Origin of the sequence: Pseudoalteromonas sp. P1-30 (assembly GCF_001400005.1) — a bacterium.
In the GTDB taxonomy this organism is placed as follows: Bacteria; Pseudomonadota; Gammaproteobacteria; order Enterobacterales; family Alteromonadaceae; genus Pseudoalteromonas; species Pseudoalteromonas atlantica.
Map to the genome: position 1 here is coordinate 39,823 of NZ_LKBC01000005.1, position 21,234 is coordinate 61,056.

At 38.2% G+C, this 21,234-nt stretch carries 21 protein-coding genes; 12 read left to right on the forward strand and 9 right to left on the reverse strand.

All coding sequences use genetic code 11. From position 1 onward, the window contains the following. Position 1: 1 nt before the first annotated feature. The 12 genes from flgK (at position 2) to AN395_RS10595 (ending at position 12,488) form a co-directional block, all read left to right on the forward strand. Positions 2-2,008, forward strand: a complete 2,007-nt coding sequence (gene flgK / locus AN395_RS10540) for a flagellar hook-associated protein FlgK (RefSeq protein ID WP_054982974.1) — start codon at positions 2-4, stop codon at positions 2,006-2,008. Positions 2,009-2,010: 2 nt separating this feature from the next. After that, complete coding sequence (gene flgL / locus AN395_RS10545) at positions 2,011-3,279, forward strand: flagellar hook-associated protein FlgL (protein WP_054982975.1); 1,269 nt, start codon at positions 2,011-2,013, stop codon at positions 3,277-3,279. 275 nt (positions 3,280-3,554) lie between these two features. Beyond that, positions 3,555-4,373, forward strand: a complete 819-nt coding sequence (locus AN395_RS10550) for a flagellin domain-containing protein (protein WP_054982976.1) — start codon at positions 3,555-3,557, stop codon at positions 4,371-4,373. Between the two features lie 210 nt (positions 4,374-4,583). Then, complete coding sequence (locus AN395_RS10555; RefSeq protein ID WP_054982977.1) at positions 4,584-5,399, forward strand: flagellin; 816 nt, start codon at positions 4,584-4,586, stop codon at positions 5,397-5,399. Between the two features lie 85 nt (positions 5,400-5,484). Further along, complete coding sequence (locus AN395_RS10560; protein ID WP_054982978.1) at positions 5,485-5,886, forward strand: flagellar protein FlaG; 402 nt, start codon at positions 5,485-5,487, stop codon at positions 5,884-5,886. A 10-nt stretch (positions 5,887-5,896) separates the two neighbouring features. Continuing rightward, positions 5,897-7,288, forward strand: coding sequence for a flagellar filament capping protein FliD (fliD, locus tag AN395_RS10565; RefSeq protein WP_054982979.1), 1,392 nt, complete (start codon positions 5,897-5,899; stop codon positions 7,286-7,288). Between the two features lie 8 nt (positions 7,289-7,296). Beyond that, entirely contained in the window at positions 7,297-7,716 is a 420-nt protein-coding gene (gene fliS, locus AN395_RS10570) for a flagellar export chaperone FliS (protein WP_054982980.1), read from the forward strand. Between the two features lies 1 nt (position 7,717). Next, entirely contained in the window at positions 7,718-8,050 is a 333-nt protein-coding gene (locus AN395_RS10575) for a hypothetical protein (RefSeq protein WP_054982981.1), read from the forward strand. A 6-nt stretch (positions 8,051-8,056) separates the two neighbouring features. After that, entirely contained in the window at positions 8,057-10,177 is a 2,121-nt protein-coding gene (locus AN395_RS10580; protein ID WP_054982982.1) for a 6-hydroxymethylpterin diphosphokinase MptE-like protein, read from the forward strand. A 5-nt stretch (positions 10,178-10,182) separates the two neighbouring features. Further along, on the forward strand, positions 10,183-10,845 hold the full coding sequence (locus AN395_RS10585; protein WP_054982983.1) for a bifunctional 2-polyprenyl-6-hydroxyphenol methylase/3-demethylubiquinol 3-O-methyltransferase UbiG: 663 nt from the start codon (positions 10,183-10,185) through the stop codon (positions 10,843-10,845). Next, on the forward strand, positions 10,846-11,904 hold the full coding sequence (pseG, locus tag AN395_RS10590; protein ID WP_054982984.1) for a UDP-2,4-diacetamido-2,4,6-trideoxy-beta-L-altropyranose hydrolase: 1,059 nt from the start codon (positions 10,846-10,848) through the stop codon (positions 11,902-11,904). Next, entirely contained in the window at positions 11,901-12,488 is a 588-nt protein-coding gene (locus tag AN395_RS10595) for a formyltransferase family protein (RefSeq protein WP_054982985.1), read from the forward strand. Before pseG ends, AN395_RS10595 begins: the two co-directional genes overlap by 4 nt. A gap of 228 nt (positions 12,489-12,716) precedes the next feature. On the opposite strand, the gene AN395_RS10600 is transcribed toward AN395_RS10595, so the two are convergent. The 9 genes from AN395_RS10600 to pseB all read right to left on the reverse strand — a co-directional run bounded on the left by AN395_RS10600 (position 12,717) and on the right by pseB (position 21,161). Then, positions 12,717-13,370 carry a hypothetical protein gene (locus AN395_RS10600; protein WP_054982986.1) on the reverse strand — a complete coding sequence of 218 codons (654 nt, stop codon included), beginning with the start codon at positions 13,368-13,370 and terminating at the stop codon, positions 12,717-12,719. A 45-nt stretch (positions 13,371-13,415) separates the two neighbouring features. Beyond that, entirely contained in the window at positions 13,416-14,033 is a 618-nt protein-coding gene (locus AN395_RS10605; RefSeq protein WP_054982987.1) for an MBL fold metallo-hydrolase, read from the reverse strand. A gap of 3 nt (positions 14,034-14,036) precedes the next feature. Further along, the gene (locus tag AN395_RS10610; RefSeq protein WP_095206645.1) at positions 14,037-14,630 is read right to left on the reverse strand and encodes a TylF/MycF/NovP-related O-methyltransferase; all 594 of its coding nucleotides are present in this window, start codon (positions 14,628-14,630) and stop codon (positions 14,037-14,039) included. 403 nt (positions 14,631-15,033) lie between these two features. After that, on the reverse strand, positions 15,034-16,089 hold the full coding sequence (pseI, locus tag AN395_RS10615; RefSeq protein WP_054982989.1) for a pseudaminic acid synthase: 1,056 nt from the start codon (positions 16,087-16,089) through the stop codon (positions 15,034-15,036). A gap of 4 nt (positions 16,090-16,093) precedes the next feature. Next, complete coding sequence (locus tag AN395_RS10620; RefSeq protein WP_054982990.1) at positions 16,094-17,374, reverse strand: aminotransferase class III-fold pyridoxal phosphate-dependent enzyme; 1,281 nt, start codon at positions 17,372-17,374, stop codon at positions 16,094-16,096. A gap of 3 nt (positions 17,375-17,377) precedes the next feature. Beyond that, on the reverse strand, positions 17,378-18,130 hold the full coding sequence (locus AN395_RS10625; RefSeq protein ID WP_054982991.1) for a cytidylyltransferase domain-containing protein: 753 nt from the start codon (positions 18,128-18,130) through the stop codon (positions 17,378-17,380). A 12-nt stretch (positions 18,131-18,142) separates the two neighbouring features. After that, entirely contained in the window at positions 18,143-18,991 is an 849-nt protein-coding gene (locus AN395_RS10630) for an aldo/keto reductase (RefSeq protein ID WP_054982992.1), read from the reverse strand. Next, positions 18,988-20,151 carry a UDP-4-amino-4,6-dideoxy-N-acetyl-beta-L-altrosamine transaminase gene (pseC, locus tag AN395_RS10635; protein WP_054983065.1) on the reverse strand — a complete coding sequence of 388 codons (1,164 nt, stop codon included), beginning with the start codon at positions 20,149-20,151 and terminating at the stop codon, positions 18,988-18,990. The genes AN395_RS10630 and pseC overlap by 4 nt, the downstream gene beginning before the upstream one ends. An 8-nt stretch (positions 20,152-20,159) precedes the next feature. Beyond that, positions 20,160-21,161 (reverse strand): UDP-N-acetylglucosamine 4,6-dehydratase (inverting), encoded by a 1,002-nt coding sequence (pseB, locus tag AN395_RS10640; protein WP_054982993.1) that lies wholly within the window; start codon positions 21,159-21,161, stop codon positions 20,160-20,162. Positions 21,162-21,234: the final 73 nt, after the last annotated feature.

Sequence of the window (21,234 nt, forward strand, 5' to 3'; positions counted from 1 at the left end):
TATGTCGTTTAGTTTATTAAATATTGCCAGTGCTGGGGTGCGTTCAAGCTCTGAGCTGTTGCAAACGACCAGTAAAAACATCACCAATGTAAATACAGAAGGCTACGTACGTGAGCGCACTGAATTTACCACTATGGTTGATAACCAAGTAGGTCGCGGCGAAACATACAGGTTATTGAACGAGTTTGCCCAGTCGCAGTTAAACCGCGACACCTCAAATAAATCGTTTTTTGATCAATTTGTAACAGAAGCCAACCGTGTTGATACTATTTTTTCAGAAGAGTCTAATAACTTATCAACGGGTATAAATTCATTATTTAATAACGTGCAAGAGGCGCTAAACCAGCCGTCTTCAACAGTTGCTCGCTCATTAGTAATGACCGATGCGCAAAGTTTAGTTGATCAAATGGATAGGCTTTCGGGTATCGTGCTTGAGCAACAAGGTATAGTAAATGAGCAGCTTGAGATTTTTTCTGAAGAAGCCAACTCACTCATCCAAAATATAAATACGTTAAACCAAGAAATTGCAGTCGTAAATGGCACAAATAACGCCTCTGACGCAAGCTCTATTTATAACCAGCGCGACTTAGCGATTCGTGAATTATCAGAGCTTGTTGATATAGAAACACTTGATGGCCCTAATGGCGAAAAACTCGTCTTTATGGGCAGCGGTGAATCTTTAGTTATGGAAAACGGTACATTTAACTTGTTTTCACTGTCGGGTGACCCCGATCCTAATTTTAAAGAATTGACGCTTGACGTTAATGGCGGCAAAGCTGTGCCGCTAGAAATAGATGCAACTAAATTAAAAGGCAAAATTGGCGGCTTGTTGGCTTTTAGAGACGACATACTCGTGCCTGCACAAAACCAAATTGGCCAAATGGGATTGGCAATTGCTGATGCGTTCAACGAGCAAAATAAATTGGGTATGGATGCTAACGGCGAGCTAGGCGGTGATATATTTAATATACCTACCGTGGGTGCTTATGCATACCAAGCTAATACCGGCGGCGCCAGTTTAACTGCCACGCTTGAGGCTGGTAAAGGCAGTGAACTGCCTGCCAGCGACTTTATTGTTACTTATACCGCTAATGCAAATGAAGTGAGCATTCAGCCTATAGATAATAAAGGGGAGCCGATAGGCAGCGCCTCTTTAGCGACGATACCGCCATCTGGAGTTATTGACTCAGACGACATTACGAGTGGGGAGTCGTTTGGTTTACAAATTGATGTAGCAGGTACTGGTAATACAGGTGATCAGTTTCAAATTAAACTTAACTCAGAGGCGGCAACCAGTATTTCCCTTGCGACAAGCCGCGGTGAAGACTTAGCACTGGCATCGCCTATTCGTACAGCTAACAGCATAGATAATGTAGGTACAGCGACTATTTCAGCCGGAGAAGTAACAAGTGTTACCTCGGGTGGCTTTAACACTACCCCTGGTTTAGCCAATGGCGATATCACGTTAGTTAAAACAGGCACTGCAAACGAATATCAAATTACAGATGCAAATGGCACCACGACGTTTACAGTAACGCCTCCAGCAGAGGGCGTGCTGGCTCAGGCTGGTGCACCTTATAGCAACTATGGCTTTGACTTTGACATTGAAGGCACGCCAGCCACTGGAGACACTTTCACCCTTGAATTTAACGAAGGCGGCTTTGATGATAACCGCAATGGTTTAAAACTCGCTGATTTACAAAATGGCGAATTAGTGCGTAAAAATGTAGTGACAACAGCCAGCGCCGACAATCACGAAACGTTTAACCAAGCTTATTCAGGTTTAGTGAGTGATATTGGCGTAGTAACCGGTCAAGCCATTACCAGTGCCAGCGCATTTGATGCGTTAGCCCAGCAATCAGAAGCGTGGTATGAGTCGCTCTCAGGTGTAAACCTAGATGAAGAGGCTGCCAATTTACTGCGTTTTCAGCAATCATATTCAGCATCAGCTCAAGTACTAGCTGCGGCCCAAGAAGTTTTTGACACCTTATTAAGTGCAGCGAGGTAATTATGCGTTTATCAAATAACTTAATGTACCAAAACAACATTAATAAAATACTCGATAGCCAACAAAGTGTTGCTAATGCACAAGAGCAAGTAACGACAGGGCAGAAGTATTTAACTACCTCAGAAGCACCTGCTGTTATTTCGCAAGGGATGCTTTACTCAAATAAAATACAAACAAATGAGCAGCACGCTAAAAATATTGACCAGTTGAATAACCGTCTTAATACAGAAGAAGTTGTATTAAGCAGCATAACTGATGCAATTCAAAAAGCACAAACACTGGCAATCCAAGCGGGTAACGGTGCCCTCAGTACGAGCGACAAAGCATCTATTGGCAAAGAGTTAGAAGAATTACAACAAACTATTTTGAGTTTAATGAATACCCGCTCAGAAGACGGTAAATTTATTTTTTCAGGTTACCAAGACAGCACTCAACCATACCAGTTTGACTCTAGAACAGGTGAGTACACCTATAATGGGGATCAAGGCCAGCATGTAATAACCATTGCTGAAGGGGTAAGTATTAAATCAAGCGATAACGGTTTTGATACATTTGAGAAAAGCGACGCAAGGTTAGATGTTACTGATAATCAAGCTGCGATTCCGGTAACTACGCCTGCAAATAATATTACTGCAGGGACGGTTTATGTAGATGGCCAAACAGAGTTCGACCGTTTCCATCAAGATAACTACAATGCTGATCCAACCGCAGCGGCAACAGCGAACACGTATAATGTGGTAATAACACCAGGCGCTACCGCCACCGACCCTGATACTTATGAAATTTTGCGCGACGGTGTGTCGCTGAGCCCCGCACAAGTAGGTGAGGTAACGGATGAGCCAATCGATTTTGCAGGCATGAAAATCGAATTTGAAGGCGCAGCACCAGGCCAGCTTGATTTTACCCTCGAAAAGCCGCACAAAGAAAACGTGCTTAATACATTACAATCGCTCATTACGGGGTTAAATGATGGCACACTTGAAAACGATGATTTTCAGCAAGTATTAGCCGATGGTGTAGTACAGCTTCAAAATGCAAGTGAGCAAGTTGTGTATACGCAAGCGAGCTTAGGCGGGCGGATGAATGCGGTTGATAGCGTGAGTGACTCAAATCTTGCGCAAGACATTCAAAACAAAAGTAACCTCTCTGATTTAGTAGAGGTAGACATGGCAGAAGCCATTAGTGAACTCACTAAACAAGAAACCGCACTGCAAGCGTCACAAGCCACGTTTGGCCGTTTAACAAACCTTTCTTTATTTGATTACTTATAAACAGATTATAAGCAGAAATACCTTGCCGCTTTAGTTAATACAAAGCGGCAAAAACCTCCCTCAAAATAGCGGCAATAAATTGTCGTCACTCCAGATAACCAGATAACTTATTATTAACGTTTAATATTTTGATTGAAAATACTTTAAAAACATGTGGTTATATTTATTTGAAAGTTGGCACAGTAAATGCTTTTCTAATAATTAGAAATTATCGAATAGTGGTTCCTGTTAAAACGTGTTGAACCACACTCTGTTTAAACCTAGGAGATGGTAAAATGGCATTAACAGTAAATACAAACGTTTCGTCGCTTAACTCTCAGCGTAATTTAAGTAATTCAACAAATGATCTAAGCACTTCATTTGAACGTTTATCTTCCGGACTAAGGGTTAATAGCGCTAAAGATGATGCGGCAGGTCTTCAAATTGGCACCCGCTTACAGTCACAAGTTAATGGGCTTAACCAAGGTGCACGTAACGCTAATGATGGTATTTCAATATCACAAACGGCTGAAGGGGCGCTTGATGAAACAACGAATATGCTTCAACGTATGCGTGTTCTTTCAATTCAATCGGCTAACGGGTCAAATTCAGCATCTGACAGAGCAGCGCTGAATAAAGAGTTTGTTGAGTTGAAATCCGAAATAGATCGTATTGCAAGTGATACAACATTCGGTGGTGTTAAAGTTTTAGATGGTAGCTACGATGTTGATTTTCAGGTGGGTGCTGATGCTAACCAAACAATTGGTGTTAGTATTCCGACTAATATGAATCAAACGGGTTTAGCTTTAAGTGGCATAGATATAGATACAGCATCAGAAGCACAGGCAGCAATCACTGCTATCGATGACGCATTATCTACTGTAAATGAGGTTAGGGCTGATTTAGGTGCAAAACAAAACCGTTTTAGTTCAACTATTCGTAATTTAGAGAATGTCGCTGAAAATGTGTCGGCGTCGAAATCTCGTATTATGGATGCAGATTTTGCGCAGGAGAGTGCTAATTTAGCGCGCAACCAAGTACTACAACAAGCTTCGAGCTCTATGCTTGCACAAGCTAACCAACAACCTCAAATTGCGCTTTCATTATTACAATAATTTTTGACAACTACGTAATATAATCAGTTAGGAGCCAGAGTAACGCTCTGGTTCCTAACTGATTGAAATTTAGTATAAAATAAAAATTATAAAAAAAAGTTAAAGTATCACAATTAAGCGCCGATAACTTAACTGCAGGCAGGAATCATTGAGCTAAATTACAATCTGTAAAGCCAGGTTCCCATCTAGTTAAATTATTAGGAGGCTATTATGGCTTTAAGTGTTAATACAAATGTAATGTCTATCAACTCACAGCGTAACCTATCAAATTCATCAAACGATTTGTCAACATCATTCCAACGTTTGTCATCTGGCCTAAGAATTAATAGTGCAGCTGATGATGCTGCTGGTATGCAAATTAGTACTCGTTTACAAGCGCAAACTAATGGCCTTGATCAGGCTGCCCGTAATGCCAACGATGGTATCTCTGTTGCTCAAACAGCAGAAGGGGCCTTAGATGAAACTACAAACATGCTACAACGCATGCGCGTATTATCTATTCAATCAGCAAATGGTTCTAATTCAGCCTCTGATAGAGCGGCTCTTAATAAAGAGTTCACAGAATTGAAAAGTGAAATTGATCGTATAGCTGACGATACTACATTCGGTGGTGAAAAGTTACTTGCTGGCACTTATACCGCAGATTACCAAGTAGGGGCAGATGCCAACCAAACAATTGGATTATCAATTGCAACAAGTATGGGAACGTCAGGTCTAACTGTTGATGCTATTTCTATAACTACAGCTGCTGATGCTCAGGCAGCAATAACAGCAATAGACAATGCTCTTTCAACAGTAAATGGTGTTCGTGCTGACTTGGGTGCGAAGCAGAACCGCTTTAGTTCAACGATACGTAATTTAGAAAACGTATCAGAGAATGTATCGGCTTCTAAATCACGTATAATGGACGCTGATTTTGCTGCGGAAAGTGCAGCACTTGCTCGTAATCAGGTTCTGCAACAAGCATCAAGCTCAATGTTAGCTCAAGCTAACCAGCAACCACAGATTGCGCTTTCTCTTTTATAATTTATAAATTTTAAACTAAAATTAGAAGGACTTGTGTGCTGGTTTTACTGGTGTACAGGTCCTTTTTTGTTTTAGAGGTGTCAAAATGGATAATATAAATACTAACCTCAATAAAGACAGCTTTGCTACTATGCCTATAAAAGAGTCTGAGCAAGAAGTAATTGCTAAAGCCATGAATCAACAAAACTCGGTGAATGATGAAGCAAAGCAGATTAATAAAATAGGTCAAGTTAGTGAAGTGGAGCAAAGTTTGCAAGATTCTGTTGAAAAGCTAGAATCTTTAGCGCAACTAAACTCAAAACAGTTTAAATTTCATATTGATGAGCAGACAAACTCTTCAGTCGTTGTTGTTACAGATACTGAAACAGATGAGGTTATTAGGCAAATACCAAGTGAGGAAGTATTAAAATTGGCTGGCAAAATAGATGAACTGCAAGAACAGATATTTGGACAGCCCCTTGGTGTTTTTTTTGATCAAAAAATTTGAGGAATAGTGTATGGCTAGTATAACTTCAGCGGGTGTTGGCTCTGGATTAGACCTAGAGTCGATAATAACTGCGACACTTAATGCTGAGCGCAGTGTTAAAGAAAATCAAATTAATGAGCGTGAAATAAACTACACGACTGAATTATCGGGAGTTGGTACTTTTAAAGCTGCATTGGATACATTTAACGAAGCACTGGCTAAATTAGGAGATGATGAAACTTACAACTCCAGAAATATTAATTTCAGCAATAGCTTGGAAGATGATGAGCAAGCATTTTCAGTCGAGGTTGATAGCTCTTTGCAAACTGGTGATTTTACTGTTGAGGTACTTCAGCTGGCAAAAGGTTCAAAGTTACAGTCATCTTCATTAGGTGAAGCAACAGATACAGTAGGTGCCGGAAATTTGACGTTCAAAGCTGGAGATAATGAGTTTACTGTAGCTGTGGGAGCTAGTGACACTTTAGAAGATATCCGAGGTAAAATAAACCAAGCAGCAGAAAACTTCGGCATAAGCGCAAATATAGTAAATAGTGATGCAGGTGCCGTTTTTACCTACGATTCGACAATATCTGGTGACGGTAATACATTAACGGTTACGACAGATGACGACTCATTAGCTTCAATTGCTACAAACTCCCCAAGTAGTGTATCCGGAATGACTGTAACCCAAAATGCTCAAAACGCCCAAGTAAACATTAATAATCAGGCTGTTTCCTCTTCTACTAATGTGCTTGACAATAAAATACAGGGTGCAACCTTAACATTAAATAAAGTTACAACTGAGCCGCAAGAGTTTAAAGTTGAAGTAGATAGTGACGTGATAAATGAAAATGTTCAGCAATTTGTTGACGCATATAATGAGCTTCAGGGGCAATTAGATACCTTATCCAACCCTAGCAGTGGATTATTAGCATCAGATAGTACTGTTAGAAATGTGGAACAACAATTGCAAAGATTATTTACTAATGACCTTGGCGGTCAAACTCAAATTCAATCTTTGTTAGAGTTAGGGTTTTCATTCAATAGGGATGGGGAGCTTGAAGTTTCTTCAATGGGTATTGGCTCATTACCTAGTGGAGAGGAAACATTAAACACGGCAATCAGTTCAAATTTATCTGCGTTTCAAAGCTTTTTTAGTGATGATGACGGGCTTGTTAATCAGGTTGGAGATTTGATTGATTTATATACCGGCACTGGTGGGTCGTTGATTAAAAGAGAAGAGTCGCTTAATGAGTCACTAGAAACAATAGAAACGGATCGTGACAAGTTGAATAACAGGCTAGAAAATTTAGAGGCGTCATTACGAAGCCAGTATGCAGCGTTAGATAGTATTATTGCTCAGTATCAAACCTCTGGGTCTTATATTTCTAGTATACTCACAAATTTATCTACAGACAGTTAAGGTTTAAAATGAACAAAAAGATAACTCAGTATCAAAAAGCACAAAAAGAGCTGACTTTATTAGACGCAGACCCTCATCAAGTCATACAAGTTTTAATGCGTGAATTTATGACTCAAATTTATCAAGCGAAAGCCGCAATTACTAGGAAAGATATTGCTGCAAAGAGTGAAAGTATAAGTAAAGCAGTGAAAATTGTAGGGGGGTTACAAGGTGGCCTGAATATGAAAAGTGACTTGGAAATAGCTAATAATCTAAATGATTTGTATAACTACATAACGATTAGACTAACAGATGCGAATGTTGAAAGCTCTATAGAAATTTTAGACGAAATACATAACCTATTTTATCCAATAAAAGAAGCTTGGGACAATATAAGTAATGAAGACAAAGCTGTAGGTTTTGAGTTATTAGCTAAAAGTAACACGTAATATGTGCAATGATGCATTAAACGACAAGTTAAATAAATTGATTCAACTTACCGAAACGCTAAAGAATCACGTTTTGAACAGGGATATAGAAAATCATTTAATAATTTTGTCTCTTCGCAATAGTATTCTTGAAGAGATTAATAGCATGGATTTAAATAGAATAAGCACTCCCGATAAAAATAGGCTGTCTAGAATATTAAGTGATATTGCCAAAGAGGATGCAGCAACCAATAAGTCCTTATTAAAAATTAAATTGGAAGTTGCGGATAAGATTAAAGAAATAAAAAAAAATAAACATGCCTCGGCAAAGTATTTAGAAATTAAAGGTAGGTGATCATCCATGGCTGATAATTTAGAACGAGAGATTAATGAACAAATAAAATTTTTAGAGAGTTTACAGAGTAAACTTTCCAGAAAAGTTGCTTTTGATAGAGAGTTAAAGCAGTTCTCAGAAACATTTGTGGAACCTGATTTTGATATGGAAAAAAGGTTTTTAGCTAACATGGCTGCCTTTGCAAAATTTTATCCAGATATTTACAAAAGTTTTAAAAACTATAATTTGAGTAGGTATGAGCTCACTTTTGATAACGACCATCTGAATATTTTAGATACAAAAGAATGCAAGAGTCTTTACAAAGAAAATGTTTTCAAAAGCTCATTTTTGCAATGTAAACGTTTTTATCAAGATCCACAATTATTTCAACAAGCATTTAGCGAAAGAGAAGAAAATGTTGAGAGGTTTATTCACACCAAGCATTTAACTAAATTAACAAGCTTTTTTAATTCAATCCAGAGTAGTAACGATAAATTGCCTTCGACTATATCATCGATGCTATTTTTTGGTGTTGGTGCCGGTTGTCACATACATCAAGTTGTGCAGAACCACAAAATTAAAAATATGTTCATATATGAGCCTAGTCTAGACTTGTTTTATTTGAGTCTTTATTTGAGTGATTGGAATGATATTTTGAATAAATTGGACATGGATGGCGCTCAGTTACACTTCAGTTTAGGTAAGCCTGAATCAAACTCTGATCTTGCTCAGGAGTTATCTGGCTTGTTTCTTAAAATTGGTCGTTTTCATTCTGCCAGAAGTTATATATATGTACATTACTTTGAAAAGGATTTACTTGAATCAGTATCTGAAGTGTCGAAAAGTTTTGATTTGAACTTGTTAGGCCTAGGATTCTTTGATGATGCATTAATGAGTATTGGACATTTTCAGAATAATTTGAAAAATAAAATCAAGCTTTTAAAAAATAAAAAGTTAGATATGCTAGCCAACATACCTGTTTTTGTAGTTGCTAACGGTCCCTCTCTAGATGAAGATATCGATTTTTTAAAGAAAAATAAAGACAAGTCGATTATTATAAGTTGCGGAACTGCTATAGGTGCATTGTATAAGTACGGAATAAAGCCAGATTATCACTGTGAAATGGAACGTTGTTTAATAACAAGAACTGTTTTAGATGTTATAGATGATAAGAGTTATTTTAACGGGATCACTTTACTTGCCTTGAATACTGTTCACCCAAGTGTATTCGAGTTGTTTGATTATTCTGTTCAAGCTATAAAATTGGGTGAAGCAGGAAGCACGCTACATCAGCAAAACCCAGGTATTATACAAAGTGAGTATGCTGTTCTAACACACTGTAACCCAACAGTAACGAATTGTGCATTAACATTTTGCGAAAGCATGGGGTTGAATAGAGTATTTTTATTTGGCGTTGATATGGGGTTTATAGGAAATAAACACCACTCCGTGAAAAGCGTTTATTATAATCAAAATGATGAAGAAAAAGATAGAAATTTATATAAAGTTGATAATTATATTTCCGTTAAAGGTAACTTTGTAGAAGAAGTGAAAACTGACTCAATATATAATTACTCGCGCAGAGTTATCGAAAAATTCCTTGCTGATAAACCTCATTTAGATGTAATTAACTGCAGTAATGGGGCAGGTATTTTAGGTGCACCACCAAAACACTCCTATGATTTAACATTCGCGGAAACTTTAAATAAGAGATCATTAATCGATTTAATAAGCAATAATCTTTTTATTAACTCAATAGATTCAACATTAGACTTTTTTGATGAAGTGATATTAGAGAATAAGCATCACTTTATAGATTTATGTGATCTTTTTATAGAACAGCTTTCTGCTGAGCCAAAAAGCATTGACGAAACAATTGAAATATTAGATTCTCAACTAGATAGACTAAAGAGTTTTAGTGGTAGCAAATTTAGTGTGTTTGATGACTTGTTAAGAGGGAGTTTATTGCACTCTCACTCTGTGCTTCTGCATATATTATACTCTTCAAATGATGAACAAGAGTCTCTCACTCACTATGTTAAAGCAGCTAAAATTGCAATTGACTATATTGAAAATATAAAAGAGGAATTTTTAATTAATCCTTATAAAACTGATACTGTAGATGAGTCAGAAGTTTGGAAAGAGTAAAGCACATGAAAAAAATAGAGCAGCGACATATCTTCCTTTCTTCTGAAGGGGATAGGTGGTTTGAACGGAATAAACAAGTTTACTCTGAAAGCAGAAAAGATAAGGTTATTGATTTTATCAAAGCGCAAGAGCTGTCTCCTAAACGCGTACTTGAAATTGGTTGTGCAAATGGTTTAAGGCTTCATTCTTTGTTCAAGGAACTCGGTTCGGATGGGTACGGCGTAGACCCGTCATCTTCCGCAATTGAAACTGGTAAACAAAATTATCCACATTTACATTTGTCTGTAGCAACTGCTGATTCAATTTATTTCGAAAAAGATAGTTTTGACTTAGTGATTCTTGGTTTTTGCCTTTACTTATGTGATAGGGAAGATTTATTTACCATTGCAGCAAAGGTTGACCAAGTGTTGGAAAATGGAGGGTATATTATTATTCAGGACTTTTTACCTCCCTATCCTTACAAGAATAAATATAGCCACTGTGAAGGGCTGTATAGTTACAAATTTGATCATAGTAGAATGTTTACATGGAATCCGCTTTATTCGATGTTAGCAACAGATATCTCTACTCACTCCGCGCGCGAATTGAGAACAGATGTAGATGAGCGTGTAGGTATCAGCTTACTATATAAACAAATCGACGATGCATACCCAAATAAGCAAAAATAGATGCACATAGCGATTAGAGTTGACTCATCAAGTCAAATTGGGGCGGGGCATGTTATGCGCTGTCTTAATTTAGCACGTTGCTTTCGTGAGCATGGTCACACGATCGTATTTGTATGCAGAGATTTGCCCGGCAATTTAACTCCCTTTTTAATGAGTCTTGATTTTGAGGTGGTTACACTGCACAATCAAGAGCCATCATCTTCTCAGTTGCTTTCTTCATACGAAAGCTGGATAGGGGTAAGTTGGCAACAAGATGCTAAACAGTTTTGTTCATATAACCTGCAGGCTGATATAGTAATTGTTGATAATTATGCCCTTGATTATAAATGGCAGTCACAAGTGCAGCAGCATTTTAATTGTAAAGTGGTTGCAATCGATGATTTAAAAAGACGACATGTTGCCGATGTGGTAATTGACCAAACTCTTAATTGCACACCTGCCGCTTATTCCGACTCTGACAGCAGCTGTATCTTAACGGGCACAAGATACGCAATAATCAATCAAAAGCTGCTAAATTACCGTAACACTGTAACTAAATCTTCACTTGATGGTTTTCTCAGAGTGCTAATTAGTTTTGGTGCAAGTGATGAGCCTAACGGTACATTGCGTGTATTACAAACCTTGGTTACAGCTCGCATTAATTTTCAGGCTACAGTCTTATTGAGACCTAGTGCAATAAACTATCAATTGGTTAAAGAGTTTGTAAACAGATACCCTAAGTTTATTAAACATTTTGACCATATTGATAATATGGCAGAAATTATGACAGAACACGATGTTGCAATAGGTGCCGCGGGATCTTCATGTTGGGAGCGTGCTTGTATCGGGTTACCAAGCATAATCTTGCCCATTGCTGATAATCAGCGCGATATTTGTGATGCCCTTGTTTTAGAGAACATTGCGATTCAAATTAAACTTGAACAAATAGAAGATAAACTTCCTTTCGCGGTATCTGAGCTGATTGAAAAATATGATGATTTGAAGTTTAATGGCCTAAAAATTTGTGACGCCAAAGGGGTTGAGCGGATATATAATAAGGTAATGGAAGCGATAGGTTGAAAGTACTCTTTTTAGGCACTGAGAAAACTGCGGTGTATCAATGGTTAAAGCATTTCGATTACGAGTTGCTTTTTACATCCACTGCTATAAGCATTGAAAAAGTAATCCAAATCGAGCCTGATTTTATCGTTAGTCATGGTTATCGCCATATTATTGGACCAGATATTGTTGCTGAGTATTTTGGTAAAATAATTAACTTACACATTAGTTATTTACCTTGGAACAAAGGTGCAGATCCAAATTTTTGGAGCTTTTACGATAATACGCCAAAGGGCGTAACTATTCATCTAGTTGATGATAAGCTGGATACTGGTGATATTTTGGTACAATGTGAACTTGACTTTAATTTACAAAAAGAGACACTAGCATCATCATACGCGATACTGCAGAAGTCGATTTTAAATTTGTTTATTCAATCGTGGCAAGATATTGTCACTGGTAAACTTATAGCTAAACCGCAAATGGGTGCAGGTACTTATCATAACACCTCTGACAAAAATGAGATTTTTGAAAAGCATGATATTAGTTGGGATACACGATTATGCGACATCGTATTTTTGAAAAAGCAGTTAGAACAGAAGTAGGGACAAACTAGTTCATTTCATGTGATATTCATATAAACTATAATCTTACTTTCCTTAGTTGCAAATCTGTAGACACTTTAATACGTCCATTCTTAGCTATATGGCTATTGTGAACTTCCCCAAATAGAAACGGATAGGTAAAAAAATTAGATTGTGGCCGAGATTAATTGACCACAACACTTTTTAACCTATGGCAAAGCCAAGAGAGATTAATTGAATGACTTCTATTTATTGGTGGAAGAAACAAAGGCAATGGTAGAGAGCACGCTCAAACGTATTGGGCTTTCGCTCATATTGAATGTGTGAACCGATTTCAGCATTGTTCCAATGCGCATATTTTGGACCGCGAAGTAGACGGTGAAGCAAGTTATGCTCTACCGTTAATCGAACATATGGCTGCGGCACCTGAGAGTCTTTGAATGTTTGGGTGGGCTTTTTATCAAGAGACATAGTAAAACATACTTTCTCACTTTCGATCACTAAATAAGTGGTCGACGAGTAGTTAATTTCATCAGCTTTGGATTTAAAGCGCAAATAGGAGTTTAACATTAAGTCCTCAAGCTCGTTATCATCCCAGACATCATTATCATAGGCGAGAGGCTGTTTGGTAATGTGGTTCATATACTGCTTTAATGTTGGTACTGCCTTGGTGCTTTTTATTAACTGCTGAATAGTTAAATCGTATTTATCATGCTGATTTAAAAGTAGACCCTTAGAGTTGCTAGGGGTGTTGGCCTCTAAATAGCAAATGGCATCTTCTAGGCTTGGCACGCCACGATACTCATTCATTTGGGCATAACGGGAGCCTAATACATAAGTACCGGCAAATGGTGCAAAGGCTTTAGGTTTAACAAGTTCAATGAAGTTTAGCGCTTGATGCAAAAATTGTATTTGTTTAGCCTTTGCAGCATTGTTTTTTAGCTCGATTTAGTCAAACTGAAAACATTGTGGATAAGGGCCTGCACCAGCATAGCCGACCATTAAGAGGTCAATATCCAGTTGATCAAGACCATTCTTTAAAATTGTATGGCTAGCTAATTCATAAGGACAATCATTTAAATTAAGTAAATGTTTACCTCCATGTGAAAACAGTGCTAGGGAATCAATTTGAGTGCTGCCAAATTTAGTTTCAATATGTCCACACCCCAAAAATTTTGAGCAGAGCTCTGGATTACAATTATCAGCGGCATAAATAGTTAATTGACTACCATTCTTAAATTTATAGGGTGTGGTGTTGTTCAACTCAATGACCTCAAAACCCAATAATTCCAATTTACGTTTTAAGAACGGGGAACTGTATTTGTGAATAAGTATAGGTTTTTTATAAGGTAATTTGTTTAATGTCGCTTCACTCAAATGGTCTGGATGGATATGAGATACATAGATATAATCGTATTGGAGTAAGCTTAATTCAGACTCAGCAAATGGCGGGTAATGATACCAACTGCCGTAATATTCACCTTCAGTTAGCCATGGATCGGTTAAAACTCGGATTTCTCCCATCTCAACAATTTGTGTTGAGCTTTGCAGGTGAGTAACGATCATCTTTTAAGCCACTCGTCTGATTGCAACGGTAGGTTGTGTGCTTAAGGGGTTACTAAGCATTTCAAACTTTTTGTTTGTTTCTTTTAAAAACTCTTTCATTGCTAACGTTTCTCCAGGCCACTCTTTAGTACATGCTTCATCAAAAACAATTACACCACCAATACTAATTGAATCCGAGAGTAACTTTAATGCAGCACGAGTTGGCTCGTATAAATCAAAATCTAAGTAAGCGAAAGAAATTAAAGAGTGTGGATTTTCTTTTTCGTATTCGGGAATAGTGACTAGCGCATCGCCAGGGATAAGTTTTACCTTGTCTTCCAGTTCGAATAATGAAATCGCTTTTTTTAGTGTCTGCTCATCACCGCAGTACTTGCCTGTTTGCGTGTTAGCGAACTCTCCGTCTTCTTTTACACCTGTCGGTAAGCCTGAAAAATTGTCGAACCCAATTATTGTTTTTGGCGCATATGGTTCTAAGAGAGAGCTCATTTTCGCTAAAAACATTAAGTTTGCACCTTTCCAACAGCCAAACTCTATGATGTCTCCAGGAACTCCTTGAGTACTTTTCAGTAATTCAAAAGTCCAAAGTCCAAAGTTTATTTGCTATTGTATGTACGCCTGCATACAAAGCATAGTGAACGATCATATCGTAAAGGTTCGGTTGGCCAATATCTTCCGCGAAGCTGGTTCTATTAGCTATAAAGCTATCTGGTTTCATAATTGGATCCTGTTTTAGAACAATAATTAAATTTTAATTTTATATCGCCATTAAATGAAATTAGACTGAGCTTAATTATATTACCGCTCAACCTTAATATAGAGAACAGTCAGTCTTTTCTATAAAGTGCTTAAATAGGTCTATGGTATCAAGGCTTGATTCAATATGAATAAGCTTTGCTAACAACAGAGCCACAAAACCTGAAAGTAATCTGAATACCTTTGTCGATTGGCTGAAGTACAGGTTGAATGGGCCTAAGACAAACTTAAACCATGATATAATAACTTATATATTTGTCGTCTGCCTATTGACCATATCCCATGTCAATGCTGTAGCGGCTTCTATATCCATTGTAGCTTCCAAACCTAAAACAACATCTAGGTGTTTTGGAGCAAGTCCATAGCCCGGTCGAATGCAGCGAACATTGTCTTTGGAGAACACTTCTCCTTTCTTTATATCTTTGCTGATGTATAGCGAGCGTCGAAATATAAGGTTAGGTTGTTCTGATTGCGCTAGGGTAAAATTTGGTTTACCAATCGCATGCCAAGCGTCACGAACATCCTTACATAAAGCTTTTAGTTCTTCGGGCTCTAAAGAAAATGCTGCGTCTGGCCCCCCGTCTGCTCGTGCTAACGTAAAGTGCTTTTCGATAACTGTTGCACCTAAAGCTACTGATGCAATAGCGGTTGTATTACCCAACGTGTGGTCTGATAAGCCAATTGGGAGGTCAAACTTTTCTGCAAGCGCTTTTATTGTTGCTAAATTAGTTTGCTCAATCGGGGTAGGGTAACCACTCACGCAATGAAGCAGTGTTACTTGACCGTTACCATAATTTAAGGCAACAGCAAGCGCCTCTTCAATTTCTTGAATATTTGCCATACCGGTAGACATAATCATTGGCTTTTTTGTTTCAGCAACTTTTTTAACTAGCTCATGATCAATTAACTCAAATGAAGCAATTTTGTATGCAGGTGGGTCAAATTGAGTTAAAAAATCAACAGCAGTTTCATCGAATGGTGAACTAAAAATATCAATTCCTAGCTTATTTGCTCGTTCAAATAGTGCTTGGTGCCACTGCCAAGGAGTATGTGCCCAATCGTATAATTGATAGAGGCTCTTACCTTGCCATAACCCTTCAGATATACAAAAATCTTTTTTATTAGAGTTTAACGTTAGTGTATCCGCGGTATATGTTTGTAATTTAACTGCATCTGCACCTGCTTCAGCTGCTGCATCGATTAACTTTAATGCCCTATTTATGTCGCCATTATGATTCCCTGACATTTCCGCTATGATGTAAGGAGGCGTGTTGTTTGATATTTCTCTTTCACCAATTTTCATAGTGTTATCTGACCTTAAAGACATTCTCTATTTGTTTACCATCAAGATGCGCAGCTAAATTACCTTGTTTATCCAAATCATTTAATTGAGTAAATAATTCCTGATAATGCATTATAAGTTGATCTATGTTTTCAAAACTATGCGCGTAGGAAAGGTTGTGTGTCCCTATAAATAAAACACCGCGTTTGCAGAGCTCTTGAATCAACCAAGATTTAATTGTGTCTGCAGAGTTAACTCTGTCGTTGGTAATTTTTAAAAATGTCCAAGGGGCGAGTCCTTTTAATTCAAACATTGTAAACTCTGAGCAATATTTTTGATATTGCTCTACTAAGTAATTACCTAACGTCCAAATATATTGACTGAATTCAATTTTCTTCATCTTTTCGATAGTTGCTTTAGCTGCTGCAAGAGATAAAGTTTCGCCCCCAAAAGTTCCTGAAAAAAAGATATCATTCATTAACAACATAACTTCACGTTTACCAACGATTGCAGATAGCGGCATACCGTTAGCCATCCCCTTACCAAAGGTTGCTAAATCGGGTGTTACACCAAAGTAGCTTTGAGCGCCACCTAAGTGATATCTAAACCCTGTGATGATTTCATCAAAAACAAGCACGATGCCATTACGAGAGCATAGTTCTCGTACTTTCTCTAAAAAACCGTCTTCAGGAGGCGCTATATTAAGTGGCTCCATAATGACTGCTGCAAGTTCGTCTGGGTGATTTTCAATGAGCGCTTCTAGTGAAGAGATATCGTTGTAAGTGAAGCCATGAGTTAGCTTTTTAGTGGCTTCAGGCACACCCATATCACGTGTGGTCGAACCTATATACCAGTCTTGCCAACCATGGTAACCACACACAGCAATGTGTTCTCGTCCTGTATAAGCTCGTGCTAGACGCACGGCAGCACTGGTAACATCACTGCCATTTTTAGCGAAGCGAACCATTTCAGCACAGGGAATAAGGTCAACTAAGAGCTCTGCCACTTCAGCTTCTAAAGTATGGGGAAGTGAAAAACTTATGCCTGATAAAAGTTGTGCTTTGATTGCATCATCAACTTCTTGGTCTTGGTAGCCCAAGCTAACGCAGAGCAAGCCATTAATGTAGTCGGTATAAATATTGTTATCGAGGTCGGTAACCTGAGCGCCTTTACCATACTTAATAAAAAGTGGTGCAGCTTTAAAAGGCAAAGCCATTTTACTTTTACTAAAGGTTTGGCTTGCTAGTGGTATGACGTTTTGCGTCTTTTCATACCAATTTAGTGATTCAGAAAAGCTGATAGTCATTAATTAGAAACCTTGTTCTTTGTCTTGTAGCAGCGACAATTTGTAGCCTTCATTTAACTCTATATCGGCATTGAGCGCATTAACTTGCGGGTGTGATTGTAAATACTCAACGATTTGTTGATAACCAAATTGTTGCCCATCGAAATGACCATAGATTGCTGAAATTACCTCAAAGTCTTGGGGATAGTCTACGCTAATTCGAAATGCAGAATAATCTTGATCTATGGTGAAATCTTCCAATGAAAACAAATTAGAGTCGCGAATAAAAGGTGTTACGTGTTCACGCTCTGAAGGCTTTTTTGCTTTCTCATAAGCGGTTTCTAACACATTAAAGCTAAACACTTCGACATCTTGCCCATCAGGGAAGCACCTTGTAACACAGTTGCTAGTATAGTCTGCGTTGTTTTTAATATATGTGCTAACTATTTGGTCAATTAACACGGGGTCAATCAGTGGGCAATCTCCACATATGCGTACAATATGAGAAAAATTAAGCGTTTTAGCGCAATGATAAAATCGTGCCAGAATATCATTTAAATCGCCACGGTAGCATTCTATATTAAGTCTTTGGCATAATGTCTCGATCGGGCTATCTAGCGCTTCATTTGACGTCGCCACAACAACTTTGTCTACAACTTTTGTCTGCATAAGGCGCTTAAGTTGAATCTCTAGCATGGGTACGCCATTAATGGGCAGTAATACTTTTCCCGGCAATCGTGTTGAACTCATTCGAGCTTGAACAATAATACCTATCATACTTCCTCTATTTTAGTGGTGTGGCCAATTACTTGGTATAATGAGCGAGTTATTGGTGCAAGCTAATTGGCGGTAACTGACATTAACTTTGGTGTGCCAAGCCTTGTTTATTTGTGCTAATTCTGATGCCGAACAACAACCAACAACAACCCGATCAATTTCATCAATTGATTTTAGAAAATCTAAGCAAATTTCGAGCCTAGAGTAAGATACTGAATTGACAAATTTGTCGAAAGCATTTAGTTCGTTGAATTGCGAAAAATAGTCACTACGTGACTTTGGCGACATTAGCAGCAATCCTTGCAAAAATGCGGAACGTACGTGAATTTCAATACCTTGCTCTTTCATTTTGGTTAATAAACCATCTTGTAAAAAACGCTGGTCTAATACATTTAAAGGTATTTGAATTATATCCGGTTTAAGTATTTCAAATAGCTTTATTTGTTCTGGAAAGTAAAGTGACATTCCAATTTTTTGTACTAACTCTTGAGCTTTTAATTCAGCGAGTTGAAAGGTTATTTCGTCAGCTAGTGAACTTTTTAGCACGTCAGCATTGTGTAATAGCAACCCATAAATAGATGGCCTTTGCAGTTTGCTAAGAGATTCCTTAAGTGATTGGCTTACATTAATAATTGAACCTGTGTCAATTGCGAGTTTTGTAACAATTTTGAAACGCTTATTAGTGAGTTGACCTAAAACTTCTTCACTTTTGCCATACATTGCAGCGGTATCTAATATATTAATTGACATTAGCTCTGCTTGCTCAAGTAATCGAGAGGCTGTTTTATTGGAAACAACTCCTTTGGAGTTACTAATACCGTAGTCCAAGCCAAATTGCACTGTGCCTAAAGCGAGCTTCATACTAAACCAGTCAATGTATTGATAACAAATTGCTGCTCGTCTGCTGTTATAGCAGGATGCAGTGGAATAGTAACAGCCTGTTTGTAGTAGGTTTCAGCATTAGGGTAGTCGCCTTCCGAAAAGCCTAAAGCCTGATAGTAAGGCTGTAAATGGATCGGTATATAATGTAAGTGAGCAATAATTCCTTGCTCACGCATACCGGTAATGACTAACTTGTGTTTTTCTACGTTACACTTCGTTAAACGAACAATATATAAATGGTAGCTAGAGTAACAATCATCAGATTGTGTTAAGTGAGAGACCGTTGAATTTGCAAACGCAAGATTATATGTTTTTGCAATATCGTTACGGGCAGATACAAAATTATCTAGCTGCTTTAACTGACTCGACCCCAAAGCGGCTTGCATGTCAGTCATTCTATAATTAAAACCAAGCTCTAACTGTTGATAATACCAAGGGCCGTGACTTGGCTCGGTCATTTCTTTTGGATCATTAGTAATACCATGGCTTCGCAAGCGGCTCATTTTTTTGTTAAGCTCAGCGCAGTTGGTAACCGCCATGCCCCCTTCAGCTGAGGTAATTATCTTGACTGGATGAAAGCTAAACACAGTAATATCTGAATAAACACAGCTGCCTACAGGCTGGCCTTTATACTTTGCGCCAATAGCATGCGAGGCATCTTCAATAACCTTAAAACCATACTTTTCGGCAAGTTCATTGATTGTTTCCATATCGCATGATTGACCAGCTAAATGAACAGGTATCACGACTTTAGGGAGTCGCTTGTTTTGTTTGGCGATTACTAGTTTTTCTTTAAGGGCACCAACAGACATATTGCCTGTTTCAAGGTCGATATCAACAAAGTCAACTTCTGCGCCACAATAGAGTGCGCAGTTACTCGATGCGACAAAGGAGATTGGCGACGTCCATACGATATCACTTTTACCTACACCTAAAGCAAGGCAAGCTACATGTAAAGCTGAAGTAGCGCTGTTAGTGGCACAGCCATAGTCAGCACCACAATACTCTGTAATTGCACTTTCAAATGCCGGGACCGCAGGCCCCTGTGTTAACCAGTCAGATTTTAATACATCAACAACCGCATCAATGTCACTTTGTGAAATACTTTGCTTGCCGTAAGGAATTACCTTGTTTGTCATAATAGTTTTCACAGCAACGCTTGGATATTGAAGTTTTTGATTTCTTCAATACTCATATAATCAGTGTTATCTAGCGAGTTATATTCAAAACCTTGCGCTACTTTTTCACCTTTTTCGCCAAGGGCATTCACAGTAAAGTCATTACTGCGGCTGCTAAACTTGATGCCTGGTGCGATAACAAAATGATCGTTATATTCGTAAGTTTCAAAGCATAAGTCGGCAGGGCACATGACCTCATGTAACTTTTCACCTGGGCGAATACCGATAATCTTAATTGGTAAGTCAGGGGCCATGGCTTTGGCAAGATCAACAATGCGAATTGAAGGGATTTTGGGTACAAAAATTTCGCCGCCTAACATTCGTTCAAAGTTAGTCAAAACAAAATCAACACCTTGCTGTAGGCTTATCCAAAAGCGCGTCATTTCTTCGTGAGTAATTGGGATGTGGTCGCGACCTTGGTCGATAAACTTTTGAAATATAGGGACGACCGAGCCTCGAGAACACACTACGTTACCGTATCTTACTACAGCAAAAGTTGTTTTATGGCCGCCTGCAATATTGTTGGCAGCAACAAATAATTTGTCTGATGCAAGTTTAGTCGCACCATATAAATTGATTGGGTTCGCTGCTTTATCAGTCGACAGTGCAATGACTTTCTCTACATTATTATCAAGGGCAGCATCAATAACGTTTTCAGCCCCATTTATATTGGTTTTGATACACTCCATCGGGTTATATTCAGCTGCGGGTACTTGTTTTAATGCTGCAGCGTGAATCACATAGTTTACGCCACGCATGGCACGACGAAGTCTTTCTTTATCGCGTACATCACCAATGAAGTATCGCATGCACGGTTGGTCAAACTCTTGCTGCATTTCAAACTGTTTTAGCTCATCTCGAGAAAAGATGATGATCTTTTTCGGTTTATAGCGTTCTAGTAGCGTTTTGACGTATTTTTTGCCGAATGAACCAGTACCACCGGTAATTAAAATCGTTTTATTGTCGAACATAGTGTTACCTAAGTTATTTATCATTGGCGTAGTTGTTTATAAAAGTGAAGTACGCAAATTGAGAATTTTGACA

What these genes read in the sequence shown, in the direction of transcription:
- pseC (WP_054983065.1), bottom strand. Translation starts at nt 20,151, where the DNA reads ATGACAAACAAGGTAATTCCTTACGGCAAGCAAAGTATTTCACAAAGT.
- fliS (WP_054982980.1), top strand. Translation starts at nt 7,297, where the DNA reads ATGAACAAAAAGATAACTCAGTATCAAAAAGCACAAAAAGAGCTGACT.
- flgL (WP_054982975.1), top strand. Translation starts at nt 2,011, where the DNA reads ATGCGTTTATCAAATAACTTAATGTACCAAAACAACATTAATAAAATA.
- pseI (WP_054982989.1), bottom strand. Translation starts at nt 16,089, where the DNA reads ATGAAAATTGGTGAAAGAGAAATATCAAACAACACGCCTCCTTACATC.
- flgK (WP_054982974.1), top strand. Translation starts at nt 2, where the DNA reads ATGTCGTTTAGTTTATTAAATATTGCCAGTGCTGGGGTGCGTTCAAGC.
- AN395_RS10580 (WP_054982982.1), top strand. Translation starts at nt 8,057, where the DNA reads ATGGCTGATAATTTAGAACGAGAGATTAATGAACAAATAAAATTTTTA.
- AN395_RS10625 (WP_054982991.1), bottom strand. Translation starts at nt 18,130, where the DNA reads ATGATAGGTATTATTGTTCAAGCTCGAATGAGTTCAACACGATTGCCG.
- AN395_RS10550 (WP_054982976.1), top strand. Translation starts at nt 3,555, where the DNA reads ATGGCATTAACAGTAAATACAAACGTTTCGTCGCTTAACTCTCAGCGT.
- AN395_RS10585 (WP_054982983.1), top strand. Translation starts at nt 10,183, where the DNA reads ATGAAAAAAATAGAGCAGCGACATATCTTCCTTTCTTCTGAAGGGGAT.
- AN395_RS10560 (WP_054982978.1), top strand. Translation starts at nt 5,485, where the DNA reads ATGGATAATATAAATACTAACCTCAATAAAGACAGCTTTGCTACTATG.
- AN395_RS10605 (WP_054982987.1), bottom strand. Translation starts at nt 14,033, where the DNA reads ATGATCGTTACTCACCTGCAAAGCTCAACACAAATTGTTGAGATGGGA.
- fliD (WP_054982979.1), top strand. Translation starts at nt 5,897, where the DNA reads ATGGCTAGTATAACTTCAGCGGGTGTTGGCTCTGGATTAGACCTAGAG.
- pseB (WP_054982993.1), bottom strand. Translation starts at nt 21,161, where the DNA reads ATGTTCGACAATAAAACGATTTTAATTACCGGTGGTACTGGTTCATTC.
- AN395_RS10555 (WP_054982977.1), top strand. Translation starts at nt 4,584, where the DNA reads ATGGCTTTAAGTGTTAATACAAATGTAATGTCTATCAACTCACAGCGT.
- AN395_RS10630 (WP_054982992.1), bottom strand. Translation starts at nt 18,991, where the DNA reads ATGAAGCTCGCTTTAGGCACAGTGCAATTTGGCTTGGACTACGGTATT.
- AN395_RS10620 (WP_054982990.1), bottom strand. Translation starts at nt 17,374, where the DNA reads ATGACTATCAGCTTTTCTGAATCACTAAATTGGTATGAAAAGACGCAA.
- pseG (WP_054982984.1), top strand. Translation starts at nt 10,846, where the DNA reads ATGCACATAGCGATTAGAGTTGACTCATCAAGTCAAATTGGGGCGGGG.
- AN395_RS10575 (WP_054982981.1), top strand. Translation starts at nt 7,718, where the DNA reads ATGTGCAATGATGCATTAAACGACAAGTTAAATAAATTGATTCAACTT.